At 52.9% G+C, this 18353-nt stretch carries 20 protein-coding genes and 1 pseudogene; 12 read left to right on the top strand and 9 right to left on the bottom strand.

Annotation, left to right across the window (positions count from 1 at the left end; all coding sequences use genetic code 11):
- Window positions 1-209 precede the first annotated feature (209 nt).
- Window positions 210-455: a hypothetical protein gene (locus H6868_06110; protein ID MCB9988892.1), complete on the top strand. Its 246-nt coding sequence runs from the start codon at window positions 210-212 to the stop codon at window positions 453-455.
- A 1-nt stretch (window position 456) separates the two neighbouring features.
- Here H6868_06110 and H6868_06105 read toward each other — a convergent pair whose 3' ends face one another.
- Window positions 457-1266 carry a diaminopimelate epimerase gene (locus H6868_06105; protein MCB9988891.1) on the bottom strand — a complete coding sequence of 270 codons (810 nt, stop codon included), beginning with the start codon at window positions 1264-1266 and terminating at the stop codon, window positions 457-459.
- Between the two features lie 153 nt (window positions 1267-1419).
- On the opposite strand from H6868_06105, the pseudogene ffh reads away from it, so the two are divergent.
- The 5 genes and pseudogenes from ffh (at window position 1420) to trmD (ending at window position 5555) form a co-directional block, all read left to right on the top strand.
- Window positions 1420-2981: pseudogene (ffh, locus tag H6868_06100) on the top strand (signal recognition particle protein).
- Window positions 2982-3037: 56 nt separating this feature from the next.
- Window positions 3038-3580: a 30S ribosomal protein S16 gene (gene rpsP, locus H6868_06095; GenBank protein ID MCB9988890.1), complete on the top strand. Its 543-nt coding sequence runs from the start codon at window positions 3038-3040 to the stop codon at window positions 3578-3580.
- A gap of 78 nt (window positions 3581-3658) precedes the next feature.
- A complete protein-coding gene (gene rimM / locus H6868_06090) occupies window positions 3659-4156 on the top strand; it encodes a 16S rRNA processing protein RimM (GenBank protein ID MCB9988889.1) in 498 nt (165 codons plus the stop codon).
- Entirely contained in the window at window positions 4153-4866 is a 714-nt protein-coding gene (locus H6868_06085) for an HAD family phosphatase (GenBank protein ID MCB9988888.1), read from the top strand. The genes rimM and H6868_06085 overlap by 4 nt, the downstream gene beginning before the upstream one ends.
- The gene (gene trmD, locus H6868_06080; protein MCB9988887.1) at window positions 4863-5555 is read left to right on the top strand and encodes a tRNA (guanosine(37)-N1)-methyltransferase TrmD; all 693 of its coding nucleotides are present in this window, start codon (window positions 4863-4865) and stop codon (window positions 5553-5555) included. Before H6868_06085 ends, trmD begins: the two co-directional genes overlap by 4 nt.
- Here trmD and H6868_06075 read toward each other — a convergent pair.
- Window positions 5552-5749 carry a hypothetical protein gene (locus H6868_06075; protein MCB9988886.1) on the bottom strand — a complete coding sequence of 66 codons (198 nt, stop codon included), beginning with the start codon at window positions 5747-5749 and terminating at the stop codon, window positions 5552-5554. The genes trmD and H6868_06075 overlap by 4 nt on opposite strands.
- A gap of 260 nt (window positions 5750-6009) precedes the next feature.
- On the opposite strand from H6868_06075, the gene rplS reads away from it, so the two are divergent.
- Complete coding sequence (gene rplS, locus H6868_06070) at window positions 6010-6393, top strand: 50S ribosomal protein L19 (GenBank protein MCB9988885.1); 384 nt, start codon at window positions 6010-6012, stop codon at window positions 6391-6393.
- Window positions 6394-6478: 85 nt separating this feature from the next.
- Here the strand turns inward: rplS and H6868_06065 are convergent, their stop codons facing one another.
- Window positions 6479-7054 (bottom strand): hypothetical protein, encoded by a 576-nt coding sequence (locus H6868_06065; GenBank protein MCB9988884.1) that lies wholly within the window; start codon window positions 7052-7054, stop codon window positions 6479-6481.
- Between the two features lie 64 nt (window positions 7055-7118).
- A complete protein-coding gene (locus tag H6868_06060; GenBank protein MCB9988883.1) occupies window positions 7119-7688 on the bottom strand; it encodes a hypothetical protein in 570 nt (189 codons plus the stop codon).
- Between the two features lie 176 nt (window positions 7689-7864).
- On the opposite strand from H6868_06060, the gene leuC reads away from it, so the two are divergent.
- The 5 genes from leuC to leuB all read left to right on the top strand — a co-directional run bounded on the left by leuC (window position 7865) and on the right by leuB (window position 12653).
- A complete protein-coding gene (gene leuC / locus H6868_06055) occupies window positions 7865-9262 on the top strand; it encodes a 3-isopropylmalate dehydratase large subunit (GenBank protein ID MCB9988882.1) in 1398 nt (465 codons plus the stop codon).
- Between the two features lie 115 nt (window positions 9263-9377).
- Window positions 9378-10202 carry an EAL domain-containing protein gene (locus tag H6868_06050; GenBank protein ID MCB9988881.1) on the top strand — a complete coding sequence of 275 codons (825 nt, stop codon included), beginning with the start codon at window positions 9378-9380 and terminating at the stop codon, window positions 10200-10202.
- A 28-nt stretch (window positions 10203-10230) separates the two neighbouring features.
- A complete protein-coding gene (locus tag H6868_06045; GenBank protein ID MCB9988880.1) occupies window positions 10231-10926 on the top strand; it encodes an HD domain-containing protein in 696 nt (231 codons plus the stop codon).
- Window positions 10927-10929: 3 nt separating this feature from the next.
- A complete protein-coding gene (gene leuD / locus H6868_06040) occupies window positions 10930-11526 on the top strand; it encodes a 3-isopropylmalate dehydratase small subunit (GenBank protein ID MCB9988879.1) in 597 nt (198 codons plus the stop codon).
- Window positions 11527-11546: 20 nt separating this feature from the next.
- On the top strand, window positions 11547-12653 hold the full coding sequence (gene leuB / locus H6868_06035) for a 3-isopropylmalate dehydrogenase (protein ID MCB9988878.1): 1107 nt from the start codon (window positions 11547-11549) through the stop codon (window positions 12651-12653).
- Between the two features lie 75 nt (window positions 12654-12728).
- On the opposite strand, the gene H6868_06030 is transcribed toward leuB, so the two are convergent.
- The 5 genes from H6868_06030 to H6868_06010 all read right to left on the bottom strand — a co-directional run bounded on the left by H6868_06030 (window position 12729) and on the right by H6868_06010 (window position 18194).
- On the bottom strand, window positions 12729-13469 hold the full coding sequence (locus H6868_06030) for a prepilin-type N-terminal cleavage/methylation domain-containing protein (GenBank protein ID MCB9988877.1): 741 nt from the start codon (window positions 13467-13469) through the stop codon (window positions 12729-12731).
- Between the two features lie 225 nt (window positions 13470-13694).
- Window positions 13695-14855: a helix-turn-helix transcriptional regulator gene (locus tag H6868_06025; protein MCB9988876.1), complete on the bottom strand. Its 1161-nt coding sequence runs from the start codon at window positions 14853-14855 to the stop codon at window positions 13695-13697.
- On the bottom strand, window positions 14839-15576 hold the full coding sequence (locus tag H6868_06020; GenBank protein MCB9988875.1) for a hypothetical protein: 738 nt from the start codon (window positions 15574-15576) through the stop codon (window positions 14839-14841). The genes H6868_06025 and H6868_06020 overlap by 17 nt, the downstream gene beginning before the upstream one ends.
- Window positions 15576-16331: a hypothetical protein gene (locus H6868_06015; GenBank protein MCB9988874.1), complete on the bottom strand. Its 756-nt coding sequence runs from the start codon at window positions 16329-16331 to the stop codon at window positions 15576-15578. The genes H6868_06020 and H6868_06015 overlap by 1 nt, the downstream gene beginning before the upstream one ends.
- 33 nt (window positions 16332-16364) lie before the next feature.
- On the bottom strand, window positions 16365-18194 hold the full coding sequence (locus H6868_06010; protein MCB9988873.1) for a type II and III secretion system family protein: 1830 nt from the start codon (window positions 18192-18194) through the stop codon (window positions 16365-16367).
- Window positions 18195-18353 lie beyond the last annotated feature (159 nt).

Raw genomic sequence — 18353 nt, 5'->3', positions numbered from 1 at the left:
AGAATCTTTGCCCTGCCTTCACGTTTAAAGATCCTTCGCTAACGCTCAGGATGACAAATAAAAAAACGTTTTATAGTGGATTCTTACGGTCTGCGTCAAACATAGTATGACAACCCGGCATATATATTTCGATATTCCTTGAAAGATTTTTTCAAAAATGAATAGACTTCTTTTCGGATCATTTCTGGATTCGGAAGGGAAAAAACATAATGGAAAAATCCGGTTTTGAGAAACGGCCCATGCGGCGCCTGTTTCACGACCAAGCCACCGGAGGGTCGATCGTTCCAGGAATTCTGGCCATTGCCTTTGCGTTTGGTGGTACTTTGGCCTGGCAAATCAGCCAACAGCATGAGAGTAATCAAAGCGTAACAGCCGCCCATGAAGCCGCAGACGTTCATGATGAGCCCTCGAAACAGCCTCCCCCTTTAGAAAAACTGGCATTGAACCAGCCCTGACCTAAACAGCCCCTTCGAAAACGTAAGCGATCGGGCCGGTCATCAGGATATGGTCGTCCTCGCGCCGCCATTCGATCGACAACGAACCTCCATCGAGGATAATTTCGGCATTTCTTCGGCACAGGCCTTTGCGAACGGCTGCCACAAGAGACGCACACGCGCCTGTTCCGCAAGATTCGGTAACACCGCACCCCCGTTCCCAAACCCGGACACGCAGTTTTCGTGGCTCCAGCACCTGTATCAGCTCAACATTGGTGCGTTCGGGGAATAACGGGTGCTTTTCCATGACCGGACCGATTTGCTCCAGCGGCGCGGTTTCGACGTTATCAACGATAAAAATGCAGTGCGGATTGCCGATATTAACGGCCAGCGGCGGTTCCAGCCCCGCCATTTGCACCGACAGCGCCATCGTGTCCATTTCCTGTGACAAGGGGATATTCTGCCAGCTCAGACGCGGCGCCCCCATGTTAACCGTCACCGCATGGTCACCCTCCATCTTGCATTCCAGAATGCCGGAAACCGTCTCTATCGTACATTGCTCCGTATTCTGTTCCTTCATAACAATATGGGCAACGCAGCGCGTGGCATTGCCACAGGCCCCGACTTCACCGCCATCGGCATTATATATCCGCATGAAGACATCTGCTTTTTCAGACGCCTCCATCACCACGAGCTGGTCACAGCCTATGCCCCTCTTACGGTTGGCCAGACGCCGGATCGCTTCTGTCGGTAGAGTAATCTGATTTTGTCGCTGGTCGATAATAATGAAATCATTGCCCAGCCCGTGCATTTTTTTGAATCTCAACATAATCCTTGCATATCACGGGAAATGCGCTTATAAAACCCACAAATTTCATGACATTGCCCGCAAATTGCATTGCAAAGTCGTGTCCAAGGATACTCCGTCACCGGCGAATAGGATCGCTCATGGCGGTTAAACTGTTTTGTTAGCATTGGACTGTAAATGTTTGAGACTCTTAGCTCCCGCCTCGGCGGCGTATTTGACAAGCTTAAAGGCAAAGGCGCCCTGAAGGAAGCCGATGTCGATGCCGCGATGCGCGAAATCAAGGTCGCGCTGCTGGAGGCCGACGTTGCCCTGCCGGTTGTCAAAGCCTTTGTCGAACGCGTTAAGGAACTGGCGATCGGACAGGACGTTATCAAGGGCGTGAACCCGGTTCAGCAAGTTGTAAAGATCGTCCACGATGCGATGATCGAAATGCTCGGCGACGAAACCGCGGACCTGCAATTCGGTAATCCGCCGAGCGCCTACCTGATGGTTGGTTTACAGGGGTCCGGTAAAACGACCAGCACCGCGAAAATCGCGAAATTCCTGACCGACAAGCATAAACGCAAAGTGCTGATGGCTTCGCTCGACATTCACCGTCCGGCAGCGCAGGAGCAGCTTAAGCAGCTTGGGGAGCAGACCGGCGTCGCGACGCTGGAAATCGTCGAGGCCAAAAGCCGCTGGAGATTACCGCGCGCGCCATGGATACCGCCCGCAAGGAAGGCTATGATGTTGTGATCCTCGATACGGCAGGCCGCCTGTCGATCGATGAGGAGCTGATGCAGGAAGTCGCGGACGTCAAAGCCGCGACGCACCCGGTTGAAACGCTGCTGGTCGCCGATGCGATGACCGGGCAGGATGCCGTGAACACCGCACAAAAGTTTGATGAGAAAGTCGGCATTACCGGCGTGATGCTGACCCGGATCGACGGCGATGCGCGCGGCGGTGCGGCGATGTCGATGAAGGCCGTGACCGGCAAGCCGGTGAAACTGCTGGGGATCGGCGAAAAATGGGATGCGCTGGAGCCGTTCCACCCGGACCGGATGACCGGGCGTATCCTGGGCATGGGGGATGTTGTCAGCCTGGTTGAGAAAGCCGCCGAAACGGTCGACCAGGAAGAAGCGGCCAAAATGGCCAAGAAGTTCAGCAAGGGTCAGTTCGATTTTAACGACCTGCTCTCGCAAATGAAGCAGATCAGCAAAATGGGCGGCGCAGGCTCAATCATGAAAATGCTGCCCGGCCTTGGCAAGATGGCGGCCCAGCTCGAAGAAGCCGGGATGGATGACAAAATTCTCAAGCGCCAGGAAGCGATTATCCTGTCGATGACCCCGGAAGAGCGCAGCAAGCCGAAAACCCTGAACGCGTCCCGCCGCAAACGGATTGCCGCCGGATCAGGCATGACCGTGCAGGACGTCAACAAGCTGGTCAAACAGCTTGAGCAAATGCAGGTCATGATGAAGCGCATGAAGAAAATGGGCATGGGCAAAATGATGGGCATGATGAAGGACATGATGGGCGGCGGCGCGGAAGCCGACCTGATGATGCAAAGCCTCGACCCCGATGCGGTGGCCGCCGATATGGCGCAGGCCGACAAAGGCGCTCTGGGCGCGAACCCGTTTTTACAACCCGGCCAGTCTCTACCCGGCGCAAACCCATTTGCTGACATGCCCGGCCTTAGTGGTCTGGGCGGCTTTTCCCACGGCGGCAAGAAAAAGGACCGCAAGAAGGGGAAAAAGCGATAGATATTCAATTTTGATCTAACAAACGAACTGACTAAAAACCAAAGGAGAAAACTAAAATGGCACTATCAATCAGAATGTCCCGCGGGGGACGTAAAGGACGCCCGCACTACAGCATCGTTGTGGCAGACCGCCGCGCTCCGCGTGACGGCCGTTACATCGAAAAGCTGGGCACGCACAACCCGTTGCTGGCAACCGGCGACGAGCGCCGCATTGTCCTGAACGAGGAACGCATCAAGTACTGGCTGTCCCAAGGGGCTGAGCCGTCTTCGCGCGTTGCCCGTTTCCTGGGCCAGGCCGGTATCATCGACATGCCGAAATGGAACGAAACACCTCAAAAATCCGCACCGGGCCAAAAAGCTCAAGAGCGGATAAAAGACAAAGCGGACAAAGCTGAAGCTGCCGCCGAAGCCGCCAAACAGGCTGAAGAAGAAGCCAAAGCTGCTGCTGAAGCACCGGCTGAAGAGGCTCCCGCTGAAGAAGCACCGGCTGAGGAAGCCGCTGCTGAAGCTCCCGCGGAAGAAGCTGCTGCTGAAGCACCGGCTGAGGAAGCTGCTGCTGAAGCACCGGCTGAAGCTGAAGAAGAGAAAAAAGCCGAGTAATATCGGTTCCAAGGGCCACAGCGCATGCCGGGTTCACCCCTGCCCCTGCCTGTGGCCTTTTTTATTTTAAGGGAAACTATGAGCAAACGTATTCTCCTTGGCAAAATCACAGCCGCACACGGGATTAAGGGTCTGGTGAAGGTTCTGGTGTATGCCGAGGACGTTACGCTGCTGAACGGCACGCTCTATACAAGTGATGGGGGGACGGATTCCGTTACCCTCACCATGAAAAACTCCATGGGCAAATACTGGCTGGCCGCTGTGGACGGCATTTCCGACCGCACTGCCGCCGAAAAACTGCACGGAACGGCGTTGTGGATCGACCGCGACGCCCTGCCCGCTCCGGAAGACGGAGAAATTTATTTCGAAGACATGATCGGCATAACGGTCGTCGCCAAAGACGGTAGCACCATCGGGCACATCATTGGCGTCGATGATTTCGGGGCCGGACCGTTACTGGATATCAAGCCTGAAAGCGGTGCCAGTTTTTACCTGCCTTTCGCCGACCAGTATGTTTTGCAGACGGATATAGAGGGCGGCGTTGTCACCGTTGAAATCCCGGAAGGGCTGCGATGATCCTATACGGTCGGCCCGATGATTTATCGTTTGATAATGTCCTGTTTGACTTTGACGGGACGCTGGTTGATACGGAATCTGTTTTTGCCTATTTCGATTGTGACTTGCTGAACGAAGCTTTGGAAATGGCCGGAAAAACCGAGAGGTTATCCCCCACCTATGTCCGGACGCTGGCCGGAAAAAATGAAGAAGATAAGCTGAGCGTTGTTTTTCAACAGTTCGGGTTAGAGTCCGCCGATTATGTGGATTCTTTTATTGCCCGCCGCGGGGCTTTGCGAAAAACGTTATTCCGTGACCATCAGCCCCCGTATGCCACCGGAGCCCTCGATTTTCTGGACGCGCATCCGGGCCGCTACGCGATGGCGACCAATAAAAAGCCTGCCAAGATTCATATGGATCTGGATAATATGACGGAGCTGGCAGCCCGCTTTAACGATCTTGTATTTTGCCTGAAAGACGGCATAGCTCCCAAACCCGCGCCGGATATCCTGCTTCAGGCTGCCGCGGCTATGGGATTTTCGCCCCTACATACCGCCTATATCGGAGACAATGTTCTGGATATGGCAGCGGGCACAAATGCCGGAATGGCGCCCATCGGCTTTATCATCGAGCGCGAAGGCGATCATTCCGCCCGGATACAGGGCTTGATTGATGCCGGCGCACGCCTCATTATCAACGACATGAACGATTTAACGCCGTTAATGACATGAAATTCAACCTGCTGACATTATTCCCGGAAATGTTTCCCGGCTTTCTGGGCCATTCACTGGCCGGAAAAGCACTGGAGCGCGGTGACTGGTCGTATGAGGCCGTGAATATCCGCGATTTCGCCGAGGGCGTCCACAAAACCGTCGATGATACGCCCTATGGCGGCGGCGCGGGTATGGTGATGCGGGCCGATGTGATCGAAAAAGCCCTTTTGGCGCTGCCCCGACCGGGCCGGAAAATCTATCTCTCGCCACGCGGCCGGGTTTTTAACCAGCGTTTGGCCGAGGAATTGACTGCGCAGCCGGAAGTCACTCTGCTCTGCGGGCGTTATGAAGGCGTGGATCAGAGAGTTCTGGATGCCCATGCGTTCGAGGAAATCTCGGTGGGTGACTTTGTTCTATCCGGCGGAGAACCGGCGGCGCTCCTGATGATGGATGCGTGCATTCGCCTGCTGCCCGGTGTGATGGGCAATAATGAGACCGTCAGCGAAGAAAGCTTTGCCGAGAGTACGGGCGGCTTGCTGGAATACCCGCACTATACCCGCCCTGCCGACTGGGAAACAGCCGACGGCCGCGTTTTAAGCGTTCCAGATATCCTGAAAACCGGCGATCATGGAAAAATTGCCGAATGGCGGCACGAACAGGCCAAAGCCCTGACCCACGCCCGGCGCCCGGATTTGCTGAGCGATTAAGGCTTTGGCTGGTGAGCAGCAGCCGCAGTCTGGCCCTTCTGTGCCGGTTGACCGCTTTCCGGTTCGGACATCCCCGTAACCACCAAAGCCGTCAAGGTTGTTGCGACTATTTTAGACTTGTGCCTGTCCCAGATGCGCGCCGCCACGCGGGACCATTCATTACCAAGATATATTGTATCTTTACGAGCCAACATTTTAAACACCCTTATATTTTCATATTGTTGTAATATTCTTTTGATGGTTTATCTCATAAATCTATATGGGGCGCCACAAAAAAATGTCTCGTTCTCATGCATCGGCATGCGTATTTAGTAAAAGAAATACTTGCATTGCCCTGTATTTCCCTGTACAAAGCCCTCTGATTTTTAACCCCGTAAAAAGACAAACGGGCCGCCTGTGGCGAAAGCCATGGATTTCGGGCCCTGACAAGGGAAAGGAAAGACCAATGAACACACTGCAAAAATTTGAAGCCAAAAATCTGGAGCAGATTCAGGCCGACAAAAATTTCCCGGCTTTTTCCGCCGGTGACACCGTTAAAGTTAACGTGAAGATCAAGGAAGGCGAACGCGAGCGGATTCAGGCCTATGAAGGCGTTTGCATCGCGCGTGCCAATGATGGCATTAACTCCAGCTTCACCGTTCGTAAAATCAGCTATGGCGAAGGCGTAGAGCGTGTATTCCCGCTTTACTCTCCGCGGATCGACAGCATCGAACTGATCCGCCGCGGTTCCGTTCGCCGGGCAAAACTGTACTACTTGCGTGATCTGCGCGGTAAAAAAGCCCGTATTTCCGAGCGTACGACCGGTCACAGCATCGAAACGAAAGAAGAAAAGAACTAATTTTTCTTTTTTACATCGGAACAAACAAAAAGCGCGGCTGATATGTCCGCGCTTTTTTTATTTTCGCTTTCTTGTCCCGGCCGGATTACAGACCGGGAGTGAACCCCTTAAACGTCCAGGATTTCCCTTCCTCTTTCAGCTCTTCGGCCAGATCGTTCAAACGGAATTCATCCATACGGTTTTCCACGGCAAGCTCTCTGAGTTTGTTCCATGACTCCGTTAAACCCAACTCTTCTCTCTGGGACGGTGAATAGCCGCGTTCCAACGCAATTCCCACCTGATTAACGGCGGACTGCAGACCTTCGTTCTTTACGGTGTCATTGTAAATCTGCGTGATGCCCGGTGAATTAATGCGCTTGATAATATCTTCCGCATATTCACCCATTTGTTGCTGGCGATCATTATAATCGGCAATGCGGTCATCAACCGTCCGGATCCCTTTTTCGCCGTATTCATCCGCGAATTCATCATCGGTAAGCTCTTCCAGACCGCAATCCATGAAACCGCAATCATGCACGAGATGAACAACCTGTCCCTGTTTGTTTAGCTCTTCACCGACGAGCAGATCTTCGTCGACCTGCCCAAAGCCAAAGGCAGACGCGTTAAGCGACAATCCTAATACGGCGGCACTTGCAATGGTCGGGACGGATCTGTTTGCCATCTTTAATTCTCCTGTTCACATCTAGGCTTGCGCACGATGGTATCGCTGAATAGTTAATTTATCATTAACCCCAGCCACCTATGCCTCCGCCGACAGAGGGCGGTTCGGGCGAGGAAGACGCCGGCCCCGTGGCCGCGCTGCGCGCAAGGTCCCGCTGTTCAGCATCCAACACTTCTATTCTCTGCGCCATAGCCGGCAATTTATCCGCTATATTGGACGGCAGAATACTTTCGTTTTCCTGAAGTTTTTCGTACGCCTGCTTATAATCTTGTATTGTTGTGGCGCCGTCCTCGCCATATCTGCGGCCAAAACTTCTGACTGACATGCCTTCGGCCCGATCATTCCCCTTGTCGACGAACAGCATTTTGGCTCGCTGGGATTGGTCGTAAACGACAACGGGAATTTTGTTCACATCCATGTTTGCCACCATATCCTTGGCCGCATCATAGTCCATAGATGCTTTTATTCCCGCATCATTGAAGGGCGCCTTCGTATTCATAGCGGCCTTTACGCCGCCGTCAGCGACAATATCATGATCCTGAGGTTTAACGGCAACCTCGCGGCTGGGAGAAGCCTCACGGTTGGAAGCAACATCACGACCAGAAGCAATATCGGCTTCTATCAGATCTTCCATGCCTCCGCCTGTTTTAAAACCATACTCTGTCATAATTTATCTCCCTCGGCACCAGCCACGTGCATCACCGTAATTGACACAGCCCGCGTCTTTCATGCTAAATACTTTTTCAGCGGCCTAACCGCAAAACTACCTAGAATATAGCCATTAAACTTTAAGATATTATTAAAAATAAAATGAACAAAACTCCTGTAAAACCGCGCACTCTATACGAAAAAATCTGGGCCGATCATCTGGTCGACACGCAGGAAGACGGCACGTGCCTGATCTACATCGACCGGCATTTGGTGCATGAGGTCACCAGTCCGCAAGCTTTTGAGGGGCTGCGCATGGCTGACCGTCAAGTCCGCGCAACCAACAAGACGCTGGCCGTGGCCGATCACAACGTGCCGACAACCGACCGTTCGCAAGGGATCAAGGAAGAAGAAAGCCGCATACAGGTTGATACCCTGAGTGCGAATTGCAACGAATTTGGCGTCACCCTGTTCGATATGAACGACAAGCGGCAAGGTATCGTCCACATTATCGGCCCGGAGCAAGGTTTTACCCTGCCCGGCACCACGATTGTCTGTGGCGACAGCCACACGGCAACGCACGGCGCGTTTGGAGCGCTGGCCTTCGGGATCGGGACATCAGAGGTCGAGCATGTTCTGGCGACCCAGACGCTTATCCAGTCCCCGTCCAAAACCATGCGGATCAGCGTCGAGGGTTCCCTGCCTGCCGGGGTAACGGCCAAGGACATGGTCCTGCATATTATCGGTGAGATCGGAACCGCCGGTGGGACTGGCCACGTTATCGAATTTGCCGGGCAGGCTGTCCGCGACCTGTCGATGGAGGGCCGCATGACGGTCTGTAATATGGCGATCGAAGCCGGCGCCCGCGCGGGGATGGTGGCCCCCGATGACAAGACCTTTGTCTATCTGAAAGGTCGTCCCTATGCCCCCACAGACGCAGAATGGGATAAGGCTGTGGCGTACTGGGCGTCCCTGCCCTCTGATCCCGGCGCATCCTATGACAAGGAAATCATTATCAAGGCCGAAGATATCGCCCCAACCATTACATGGGGTACCAGCCCGCAAGATGCCCTGCCGATTACGGCCTGTGTGCCGGAGCCAACGAATGAGGCGATGAAACGGGCGCTGGATTACATGGCCCTGACACCGGGAACGAAATTGACAGATATCCCGGTAGACAAGATATTTATCGGATCATGCACCAATGCCCGGATCGAAGACATGCGGGCGGCCGCTGATGTCGCCAAAGGCAACAAGGTTGCTAAAAATGTTAAGCTGGCGATGATTGTACCCGGCTCCGGCCTCGTCAAAGAACAAGCGGAGGCCGAAGGGCTGGATAAAATTTTTATCGAGGCCGGATTCGAATGGCGGGAACCGGGATGCTCCATGTGTTTGGCGATGAATGCTGATCGTCTGGAACCGGGGGAAAGATGCGCTTCCACATCCAACCGGAATTTTGAAGGGCGACAAGGCCGTGGCGGCCGTACGCACCTGATGTCCCCGGCCATGGCCGCTGCCGCCGCCATCACTGGCTACCTTACGGATATCCGAACATTATAAATATCGGAAAGCTGCATATAAAGTTTGACTTTTCTTTCTTTTCTCACGTACCTTATAGAAAATAATATTAGCTTTTTTTATTATCAGAAGCTTACACAAGAAACTGCGGTAACTAATGTATAGGTCGAATTTCAAGAAAGCTGTCAAGCGCCCGCGCACGCTTCCTGACGGTGTTCTGTTCCCCGAATTACAGCCGATCGTCGATATCGGCTCCAGAAAGCTTGTCGGTTTCGAACTTCTGGCTCGCATCAACCAGAACGGCGATATTCTCGGTCCCGGCTCCTTTGTCAAAGGTCATGAACCTTATTGCGACCGTATCATGCTGGAACACGCCTGCCGCTTCATACAGAAACTGCCGGAGCAAGGCATACAGTTGTCCAATTTGCCATCTGATTTTGTTATCAGCGTTAACCTTCACCCGCATACGGTTGCCTCGAATGATTACGAGAATCTGCCTCAAATTGTGCGGTCATACGGTATTCCGCCTCAACATATTCAATTTGAAGTCATCGAAGCCCCCTTTCCCGCCGGTCAGGAAGATATCATCGTGGGGCGCCTGAAAACCCTGCACGGAAACGGACATCCGGTTGTGATGGACGACTATATCAACAATTCCGCTCAAAACGCCCGGCTGGCGCGATTACTACACAAAGAAGGCATCCTTTCCGGCATCAAGCTGGACGGTGCGTGCGTCAAGAACATAATGAACGGCAAATCCGGAGAGCTGGAACCGTTAGCCTCTACCTTGGGGCGTCACTTCAAAGTTGTCGCCGAGCAGGCCAAACTGGAAGATATGCCGTTTTTAGCCCAGAAAGGCGTTACACACAGCCAATCGTATGAAACGGGCCGCCCGACCCCCTGGCAAAAAGCGCTGCGTCTTGCCAAAGACGCTTTCTCCGCGCCTTTACCTGCACAAAATTCCGCTTATGCCATTGCCTAAATCTGTGGTTAGTGGTAGGTCCATTTCCATGGAAAACGACCTGCCCGATCATTTTAACGTCGAAACGGACCCTGTGTTCCGTGACGAGATACTACCGTTTATCGAGCTGGAGGTTATGCGGCTTGAAGATTACGAACGCGACCGTCCGGCCGACGCCACCTATATCTTCCATGAGCATATTCACCGCGCGGCGCGGGAGATGGAACTGACCTGTCATCACCTGAAATGGCCTTATCAGGTCTGCACGAATCTTTACTGGGCGATGTTGCCGCATGATATAGGCAAACGGAAAATTGACGTGGCTCTCTGGGACATGGAAGACAAACCGTCCGAGGATATTAAAAACCAGCGCCGGGCACATACGGAGTTGGGCGTCAAGATCGTGGAAAAGCATCTGGGGCACATTACGCACCCCTTTATTGACCTGATGGTCGATATCATTTCAAACCATCATGAGAACATGGATGGCAGCGGGTTTAAAGGGCTGGTCGGGGATCAACTCTCCACCCCGGTGCGGCTGGCGGCGATTATCGAGAGTTTTGACGGTTACCAGACGTGGCGACCGCATTTCGGCGACCGAGATATCTCCACCCCCGGCGTTCTCAAACGCATGCGCGAAGAAAAATCGGCGCTTTACGATATGACATTGTTCGAAGCGTTTGCCGAAATGAAAATGGATGAATATAGTAGCCTGTCGAACACGATGGAAAAGAACGAGGAATAGAGAATGAACCCCTTTACCGTCCTGAGCGCGATTGCCGCACCTTTGCCGCTGGCCAATATCGACACGGATATGATTATCCCAAAGCAATTCCTGAAAACTGTCAAACGGACGGGGCTGGGCGTGAGTGCCTTTTATGAATTGCGTTATGATGAAGATGGTACGGAAAACCCGGATTTTATCTTGAACAAGGAGCCGTATCGCGGCGCGGAAATCCTGATCGCCGGGGATAATTTCGGCTGCGGGTCCAGCCGCGAGCATGCGCCGTGGGCGCTGCTGGATTTCGGCATACGTTGCATCATCTCGACATCCTTTGCCGATATTTTCTACAACAACAGCTTTAAAAACGGGATTTTGCCGATCAAGCTGCCCGCTGAGCAGGTTGATATCCTGATGAAGGATGCCGAAAACGGCCATGAAATGACGATTGACCTTGAAAAACAGCTTATCCGGGCGGCGAACTGCGAATACCGCTTTGATATTGATCCCTTTCGCAAGAAATGCCTGCTGAACGGGCTGGACGATATCGGCCTGACGCTGGAAAAAGAAAGCAAGATTGCCGCCTTTGAAGAACAAGATCGCCAAAAACGGTCGTGGATGTAAGATTTTAAGGAGATTTTTTGATGAGTTCCCATTCCCTGCTCCTCCTGCCCGGTGACGGGATCAGTCAGGAAGTTATTGTCGAAGTCCGCAAAGTGATTGACTGGCTGGAAGACAATACGGATATCTCCTTCTCCATCACGGAAGACCATATCGGCGGGCATGCCTATGACGCGTACGGCGTGCCGCTGGCCGATGAAACGCTTGAGAAAGCCAAAGTCAGTAATGCGATCCTGATGGTTTCGGTCGGCGGCCCGCAATGGGATGGCGTGCCCTATGACAAGCGCCCGGAAGCCGGGTTACTGCGTCTGCGCAAGGAACTGGACCTGTTTGCCAATTTGCGCCCGGCGATCGTATTTGACGCGCTTGTGGGCGCCTCTACGCTCAAGGAAGAGATTGTTCGGGGTCTGGATATCCTGATCGTGCGCGAGCTTACAGGCGGGGTTTATTTTGGCGAACCGCGCGGGATTGAAACCCTGCCCGACGGTCAACGCCGCGGCGTTAACACGCAAGTCTATACAACCAATGAAATTCGCCGCGTCGCACAGGTCGCCTTTGAACTGGCCCGGAAGCGTGCGGGACGGGTGTGTTCGATGGAAAAATCCAATGTCATGGAAAGCGGAATCTTGTGGCGGGAAGAAGTCACAAAGCTGCATGCCGAAGGATACAGCGATGTTGCGCTATCGCATATGTATGCCGATAACGGCGCTATGCAGCTCTGCCGCAATCCGCGCCAGTTTGACGTGATCGTTACAGACAATTTGTTTGGCGATATTCTCTCGGATGAGGCGGCGATGCTGACCGGATCTCTGGGAATGCTGCCGTCGGCATCGCTTGGTGCCCCCGGAACGCCGGGATTGTATGAGCCTGTGCACGGCTCGGCTCCCGATATTGCCGGTCAGGGCAAAGCCAACCCGCTGGCCACGATTTTAAGCTTTGCGATGCTATTGCGCTATTCTTTATCGCGCGGTGATCTTGCCGATACACTGGAGAATGCCGTACAGAGCATTCTAAGTTCCGGCATCCGTACACCGGACATCATGGCCGATGGCTGCACAGAGGTCTCAACAGGCGGCATGGGCGATGCCCTGATTGATGCTTTGACGCAATCGAAAGCAAAAGCCGCTTAATCCTTTCCTCTTTCAGACAAAAGAAAAAGGCCTGCATCTGCAGGCCTTTCCCGTATTCGTATTGAACTAAAAAGCTTAGTTCTGGAAGCGGATGTACAGGTTACATACACCACCCGCATTCGATTCATTGTAGTTGTTACCGTTGATGCAGGTACCAGCCCCAGCGGCCAGAACACCACCGCTGTTGACTACGCCGTCATCCATTTTGTTATCGATCCGGAAAGCCTGCTGCGGCGTCAGGGTACCAACCCCGTCAACAGCGCCGTTTTGCGTTCCATGCAGAGCCAGGTAATGACCGCGGCGAACAGCGGCAGCCACCCCACCTTGCTGGCTCGGAAGCGTTGCGCCACCAGCCCAGAATGCGGCATGGAAACCGGCACCGGGGATTTTAGCTTCAGGGAATTCACCGCCCCAAACCTGACCGGCGTTGATATCAACACCAGACAGAAGGTCAGCCGCACTCAGCTGAAGAAACGCGGCGCGCCCTTCAGGGGCAGGAGCTGCCGCAAAGCTGCTGTCGATCTGGCCGTTGTTCGTGGTTGCGCCAACAGCCGGTGCACAAGCAGCGGCACAGTCGGGCAAGCGCGTTCCGTCAATATCACCGGGGATACCGTCATACATATCATCAAATGACGATGTTGCGGCATCAATCGCCTTGATCTGGGCCACGGTGGACGTAACCTGTGCGTTCCCGATCAGCTCTTGCCCCTTCAGGACGCCGCCGATCAGAAGACCGATAATAATCATAACGATGGCCAATTCCACAAGCGTAAAACCCGCCTGTTTGCTGTCGGCCTTATTGGTAAAGTGGGACATACTCCATCTCCTTCAATTTGGTAAGTTAAAAATTTTTGTCCATTTGGGACATTGGTGGGAACAAGCTTCTCCCCAAAAGTAGCCTGCGTCGCACAGTATACTATGGTTTTGTCGAAACTGCACCCTCATTTGTCCAGTTTCGCTGCAAAAATGCAAAAAAAGTATTAAGAAAATCAGTGGTATAGAGACCATTTACCATATTAAATAAACAATATCACAAAATGCTTATTTATTATCGACTGTTTTCAGTCGGTTACGGTATTCCCCTGGCGTTTGTCCGGAAACCTGACGAAAAACCCGGTTGAAGGAGCTGACCGAATTAAACCCGCATTCCAGGGCAATCTTGCGAATGGAGGCGTCCGTTTTCTCTAAAAAATGCCGTGAATCGGCAATCCTTTTCTCATTCAAAAGCTGCGGAAACGACTTTCCGAAATGAATATTAATGATTTTCGAGAGTTGCGTTTCCGAAATCTCAAGTTCCCGGGCCAAATCGGACCGGGTGTAAGATGGCTCGTGGTATATTTTCTCGTTTTCTATCAATGCCTCGATCCGCCGGGCCAGCGCGGCCTCATCCGCAGATAAATCCTGCGTTTCATTTTTCCCCCGGGTCGCAACAGTGACAACTGCCTGCGGATAAATGCGGAACAAGCTGGTTCCCGCCAGATACACGAAAGCCAGCCCGATGAAGGTACGCACCATGTCCGCATTTTCAACATTTCCCATTAAAGGCGTAATACTTACCAGCATGAAAAACAGGAACGCCAGACACGAGAAAACCAGCGCCAGCACCAGCCAGTAACGCTGCTGTTTCTGGTGCGCCCCGCTTTTCAGCCCGAGAAGTTCGCTCTGATGCCGTAATAAAACCGCCATAGACAGGCTTCCCGCGGCGACCCCCAGCACAATAATCCAGTCATGGTACACGGTGCAATCCGCACGCCCACCTTCACAGCCTGAATCAAGGGCCCCCAAGCCCCATGCCGCGCCAAAAGCAGCCAACATCAAGGGAAGTATCCAAAGCGTCCGCCCCGATGGTAAATGGCCGACCTGTAAAATCTGGATAATCAGCAAAACCGCAAGCGGAATACTCAGAAACCACTCTATAAGCTGCCAAACCGCATAGGCCGGAATAATTTCAGCAATAAAGCGCTGGGCAAAATCGAGAAAAAAGGCAATGGCAATCACCGTAAAATAGGCGAACGGCACCAGAGCCTGACGCCAGGCACCGGCATGGAACGTCATATAGACCAGAACATACAGACACTGCGCCACGCCCAGCAGAGAGAGTATTTCAGGAATTGTGAATTTTAATTGTTCGATAGAAACCGGCACGCACGCCCCTCCCCGCTTTTCACAGACATTATCATAGCGCCTAAGGCAGGTCTTCACAAAGAGGGTTTTTCTCCGCCTCTTTCTCGCTTAACACTTTGCGGCATACATAATCGCGAATAAAATTGATCTCGGCCGCCTGCATCCGGTCGGCACGGGATTTCAAGAGGCCGACCATCAAATCATAGGCTGCTTCTTTTTCCCCTTTTGCCGTCATAATAAATGCTGGCATTTGCCGCGCCCACATGGGCATATCATCATTTTTTTCAGCCATCGCCGCCAGTTTTTTGGCCAGTCTTTGGGCTGTCTCCAGATCGTTTTGACGGAAACGGGCCAAATACACGGCCTGTCCCAGCCAGCGCCACTTCTCTGCCCCCGGATATTCGCTGGCTTTTTCAAGATAGGTAACGACCGGAGTCAGTTTTTCCGTGTCCGGCACCGCGCCAAAATAAAACGCCGCCAGATACGGCGCGAAATCAGACCGGGGATCCCATTGATCCATCAGCATCAGCCAGCGCCCCAGCCGGTCATAGTCGTAAGCCGACAGGTTTGTCGATCGGCCGCCCGTATCTCCCAGATTTTGCAGCATTATACCGCTCATCCTGTAGGCAAATTCCGGGTCGCCCAGCGCCATGATAGCGCCGCTCTTCTCCCCCGGAACCGGTGGCACATTGAGCCACTGCGCCTGAATTCCCCGCGCATAAGACCAAATCACTATATTGGCGATCAAAGCCAGAAACAGGAAAACATAAACGGGATAATGATTCTGACGAAGATGCATCAGAATTGCCTGCGTTTTAAATCAAACAAGGCCGCCGCTATAAGCAGGCCGCCATAAAACAAACCTTGAGCCATAACAAATACGGGCGATAGCGTGGCGTCCCCGTAGACCAGCCAGCTCGATTGGGCCAGAAGATCCAGCCGCGGCACAACCATGGAAATCACCTCCATGGTCCGCTCCATTATCGGTAAGTTATTATACTCGTCGATAATCCCCAGAATTTGGCCAATAATACGCGCCAGCACATAAAGCGCCAGTGTCGCCAAAGCGGCCGTTGTCGGACTGGATAAAACCATGGCAAAGAAAAGAGCCGCGAAAGCCATGATGATAAACTCGACCAGCAAGCTCAGGCTCCATAAAACGTATCCTGTCGCTACTAAATGAGGAGCAACGGCGAACACACCGCCACAGACAAGAACGGTCATAAACAAAGCCAAAACAGACAGGGCCAGAGCATGGGATAATAAAAACGCGGTGCGGCTAACCGACCGGGACAGCAAATATTCGACATCCTTATGATCGAAAGAGCGCCGCAGATAGAACACCACGAACAAGACCAGGCCGACAACCCCCGCCAGACGCAGGCCGCTGGCCGCAAAGACCAACGCAAACCGGTCCGCTTCTACGATGGCCGCACTGCCGAGGAAGATGGAAAGGCTGGTTCCTATAACGACCAGAACAACAAGCGATAGGAACAACCGGTCCCTGACTGCCGCCTTCAGAACGTAACCAACCAAAGGAAGTGAAATCAGCACAGCGAAATTCCGCCCGTTTTGTTCACAAAGCCCCTAGAATGTTGCCGCCCGGCGATCACCAGAGAACTTTTTGTACAGTTCCTTGTCATACGGATGAACATTGCTGCCGCCATCCATAATCGTCGCTTTCAGGAAAATAACCAGCTCCGTTTTCTGGATTTTATCACTTTGCGTACGGAAAGCGCTCCCCAGAATCGGCAGCTCAGAGAGAACCGGCACACCTTTATGCTCGGAAGAAATCTCATCTTGCATCAACCCGCCCATAATAACCGTTTGACCGGAGGGCATGCTGATAACAGAGTCCATTTCCTGCACGTTGATAACAGGGATAAGAGATTCAACGCCATCAAGATCAATGCCAGGCGCATCGGCCGCGGCCTGACGCACGACGAACAGGACGCCCGGATCAGGAACGCGGTCAACGATCTTGGTCACCGTCGGACGAATAGCCATGGACACAGTCCGGTCGTCCAGGTTGATCGACGGCTGCACGTTAATCAGAACCCCTTCCGGCACGTTGCGGATCTCGCTCTGGATTTCGGTTTGCGGAGCCGTTGTATCCGTTGCCGCTGTCACGTCGATATCAATTTCGAAATAAACCTCGTTTTTCGCGACATTCAAAACCGCACTCTGATTATTAAGAACCGTCATCCGCGGGCTGGACAGGCTACGCACCGTCCCGAACCGCGAAATCGCTTCTACGGCGGCGCTCAAATCGCTTCCCAGATAGGATACGAGGAAATTAGCACCGGGGCTTGTCACAGGATCAAGGGAGGGGCGCAAACTGTCGCCCGTAACATCAAAACCAATATTCCCCTTGCCGCTATTTCCTAGTACGGCGTTCCAGTTAATCCCCGCCGCGTATTCATCGGTCAGAGCCACTTCCATGACTTTCGCTTCGATCAGAACCTGCGCGGTTACAGACCGGCGCACCTCTTCAAGATAGCTGAAAATTTCTTTTTGCTGACGCTCCGTCCCATAGACGGAAACCAGGCCGGCCTGACGGTTAACTGTAAACATGGGCTGACGTTTTTTAGCCTGTTCATCGTCCTCCAGATCATCGTTAGCGACAGAAGATACCTGCAAAACAGCTTCCGGCGCCTGAACCTGAACTTCCGGCGCGCCGTCCTCACCCTCGGTTACAACCGGCGCAACCGGCGCAGGGTTCTGCTCAACGGCGGTGACTTGCGGATCACGATTCGATTTCAGCGTTCCCGTACTCGGCGCCACCCCCAGAATTTGCTCAATATTCGCGCTCAGCTCACCCCAGAAATCGCTTTCACTTTCAGCTTCCGTCGTAAACTGCGATCCTGTGTTGGTGCCGCCGCCGGTCATCACAGCAACGTTATTGCTGATAGAGCTTTTATTTTTACGAACGTAGCTCAGATAATCAATTTTATAGGTTTTATTATAAGGCGTATCCAATTCCACGCGCAGGGAGTGATCGTTAAACTTGTAACGAAGCCCTGCGATCTCGGCGATTCGGTCAACGACAACATCAAAGGGCTTTTCACGCGCCGAGAAAATGATGGAACCGCGAATCCGGGGATCCAGTTCGATATCATAGTCCGCTTCACGAGCCAGATCATACAAGACATCCCGAACAGGCACGGTCTGGTTCACAGAGACCGATACCAGCGGCATCGCTTTCAGATCATCCGAAGGCTGCGCCATGTAAGGTTTCATATCAGGGATCCCGGCGCCATCCTCGTCAGCAGCCATATCCTGTTCATCAAGATTCGGTTCCAGCGCATCACGGAAATCCTGAAACTCCATGTTGGCGGCGCGATCCATTTTCACCTGATTTCTAGCAAGATCACAGCCGGAAACCATCAATAAAGCCATCAGGAAAGAAATTGTCATGCAAGCCTTGAAGCCCGCTGCCGGAGTAAATTGAATAATCTGCATGTTATCTTCGCATTGCTAGGAGTGAACCCGAATAGTCACACGGCGAATCTGTGCGACATATATACCCCGTATTTATAACACAGAGAAAGAATCCGCAAAAGCAGCAATACGCAT

The sequence above is a fragment of the Rhodospirillales bacterium genome (assembly GCA_020638175.1).
Lineage (GTDB): Bacteria > Pseudomonadota > Alphaproteobacteria > Micavibrionales > Micavibrionaceae > JACKJA01.
This window is presented reverse-complemented; position numbering and strand designations above follow the sequence as displayed.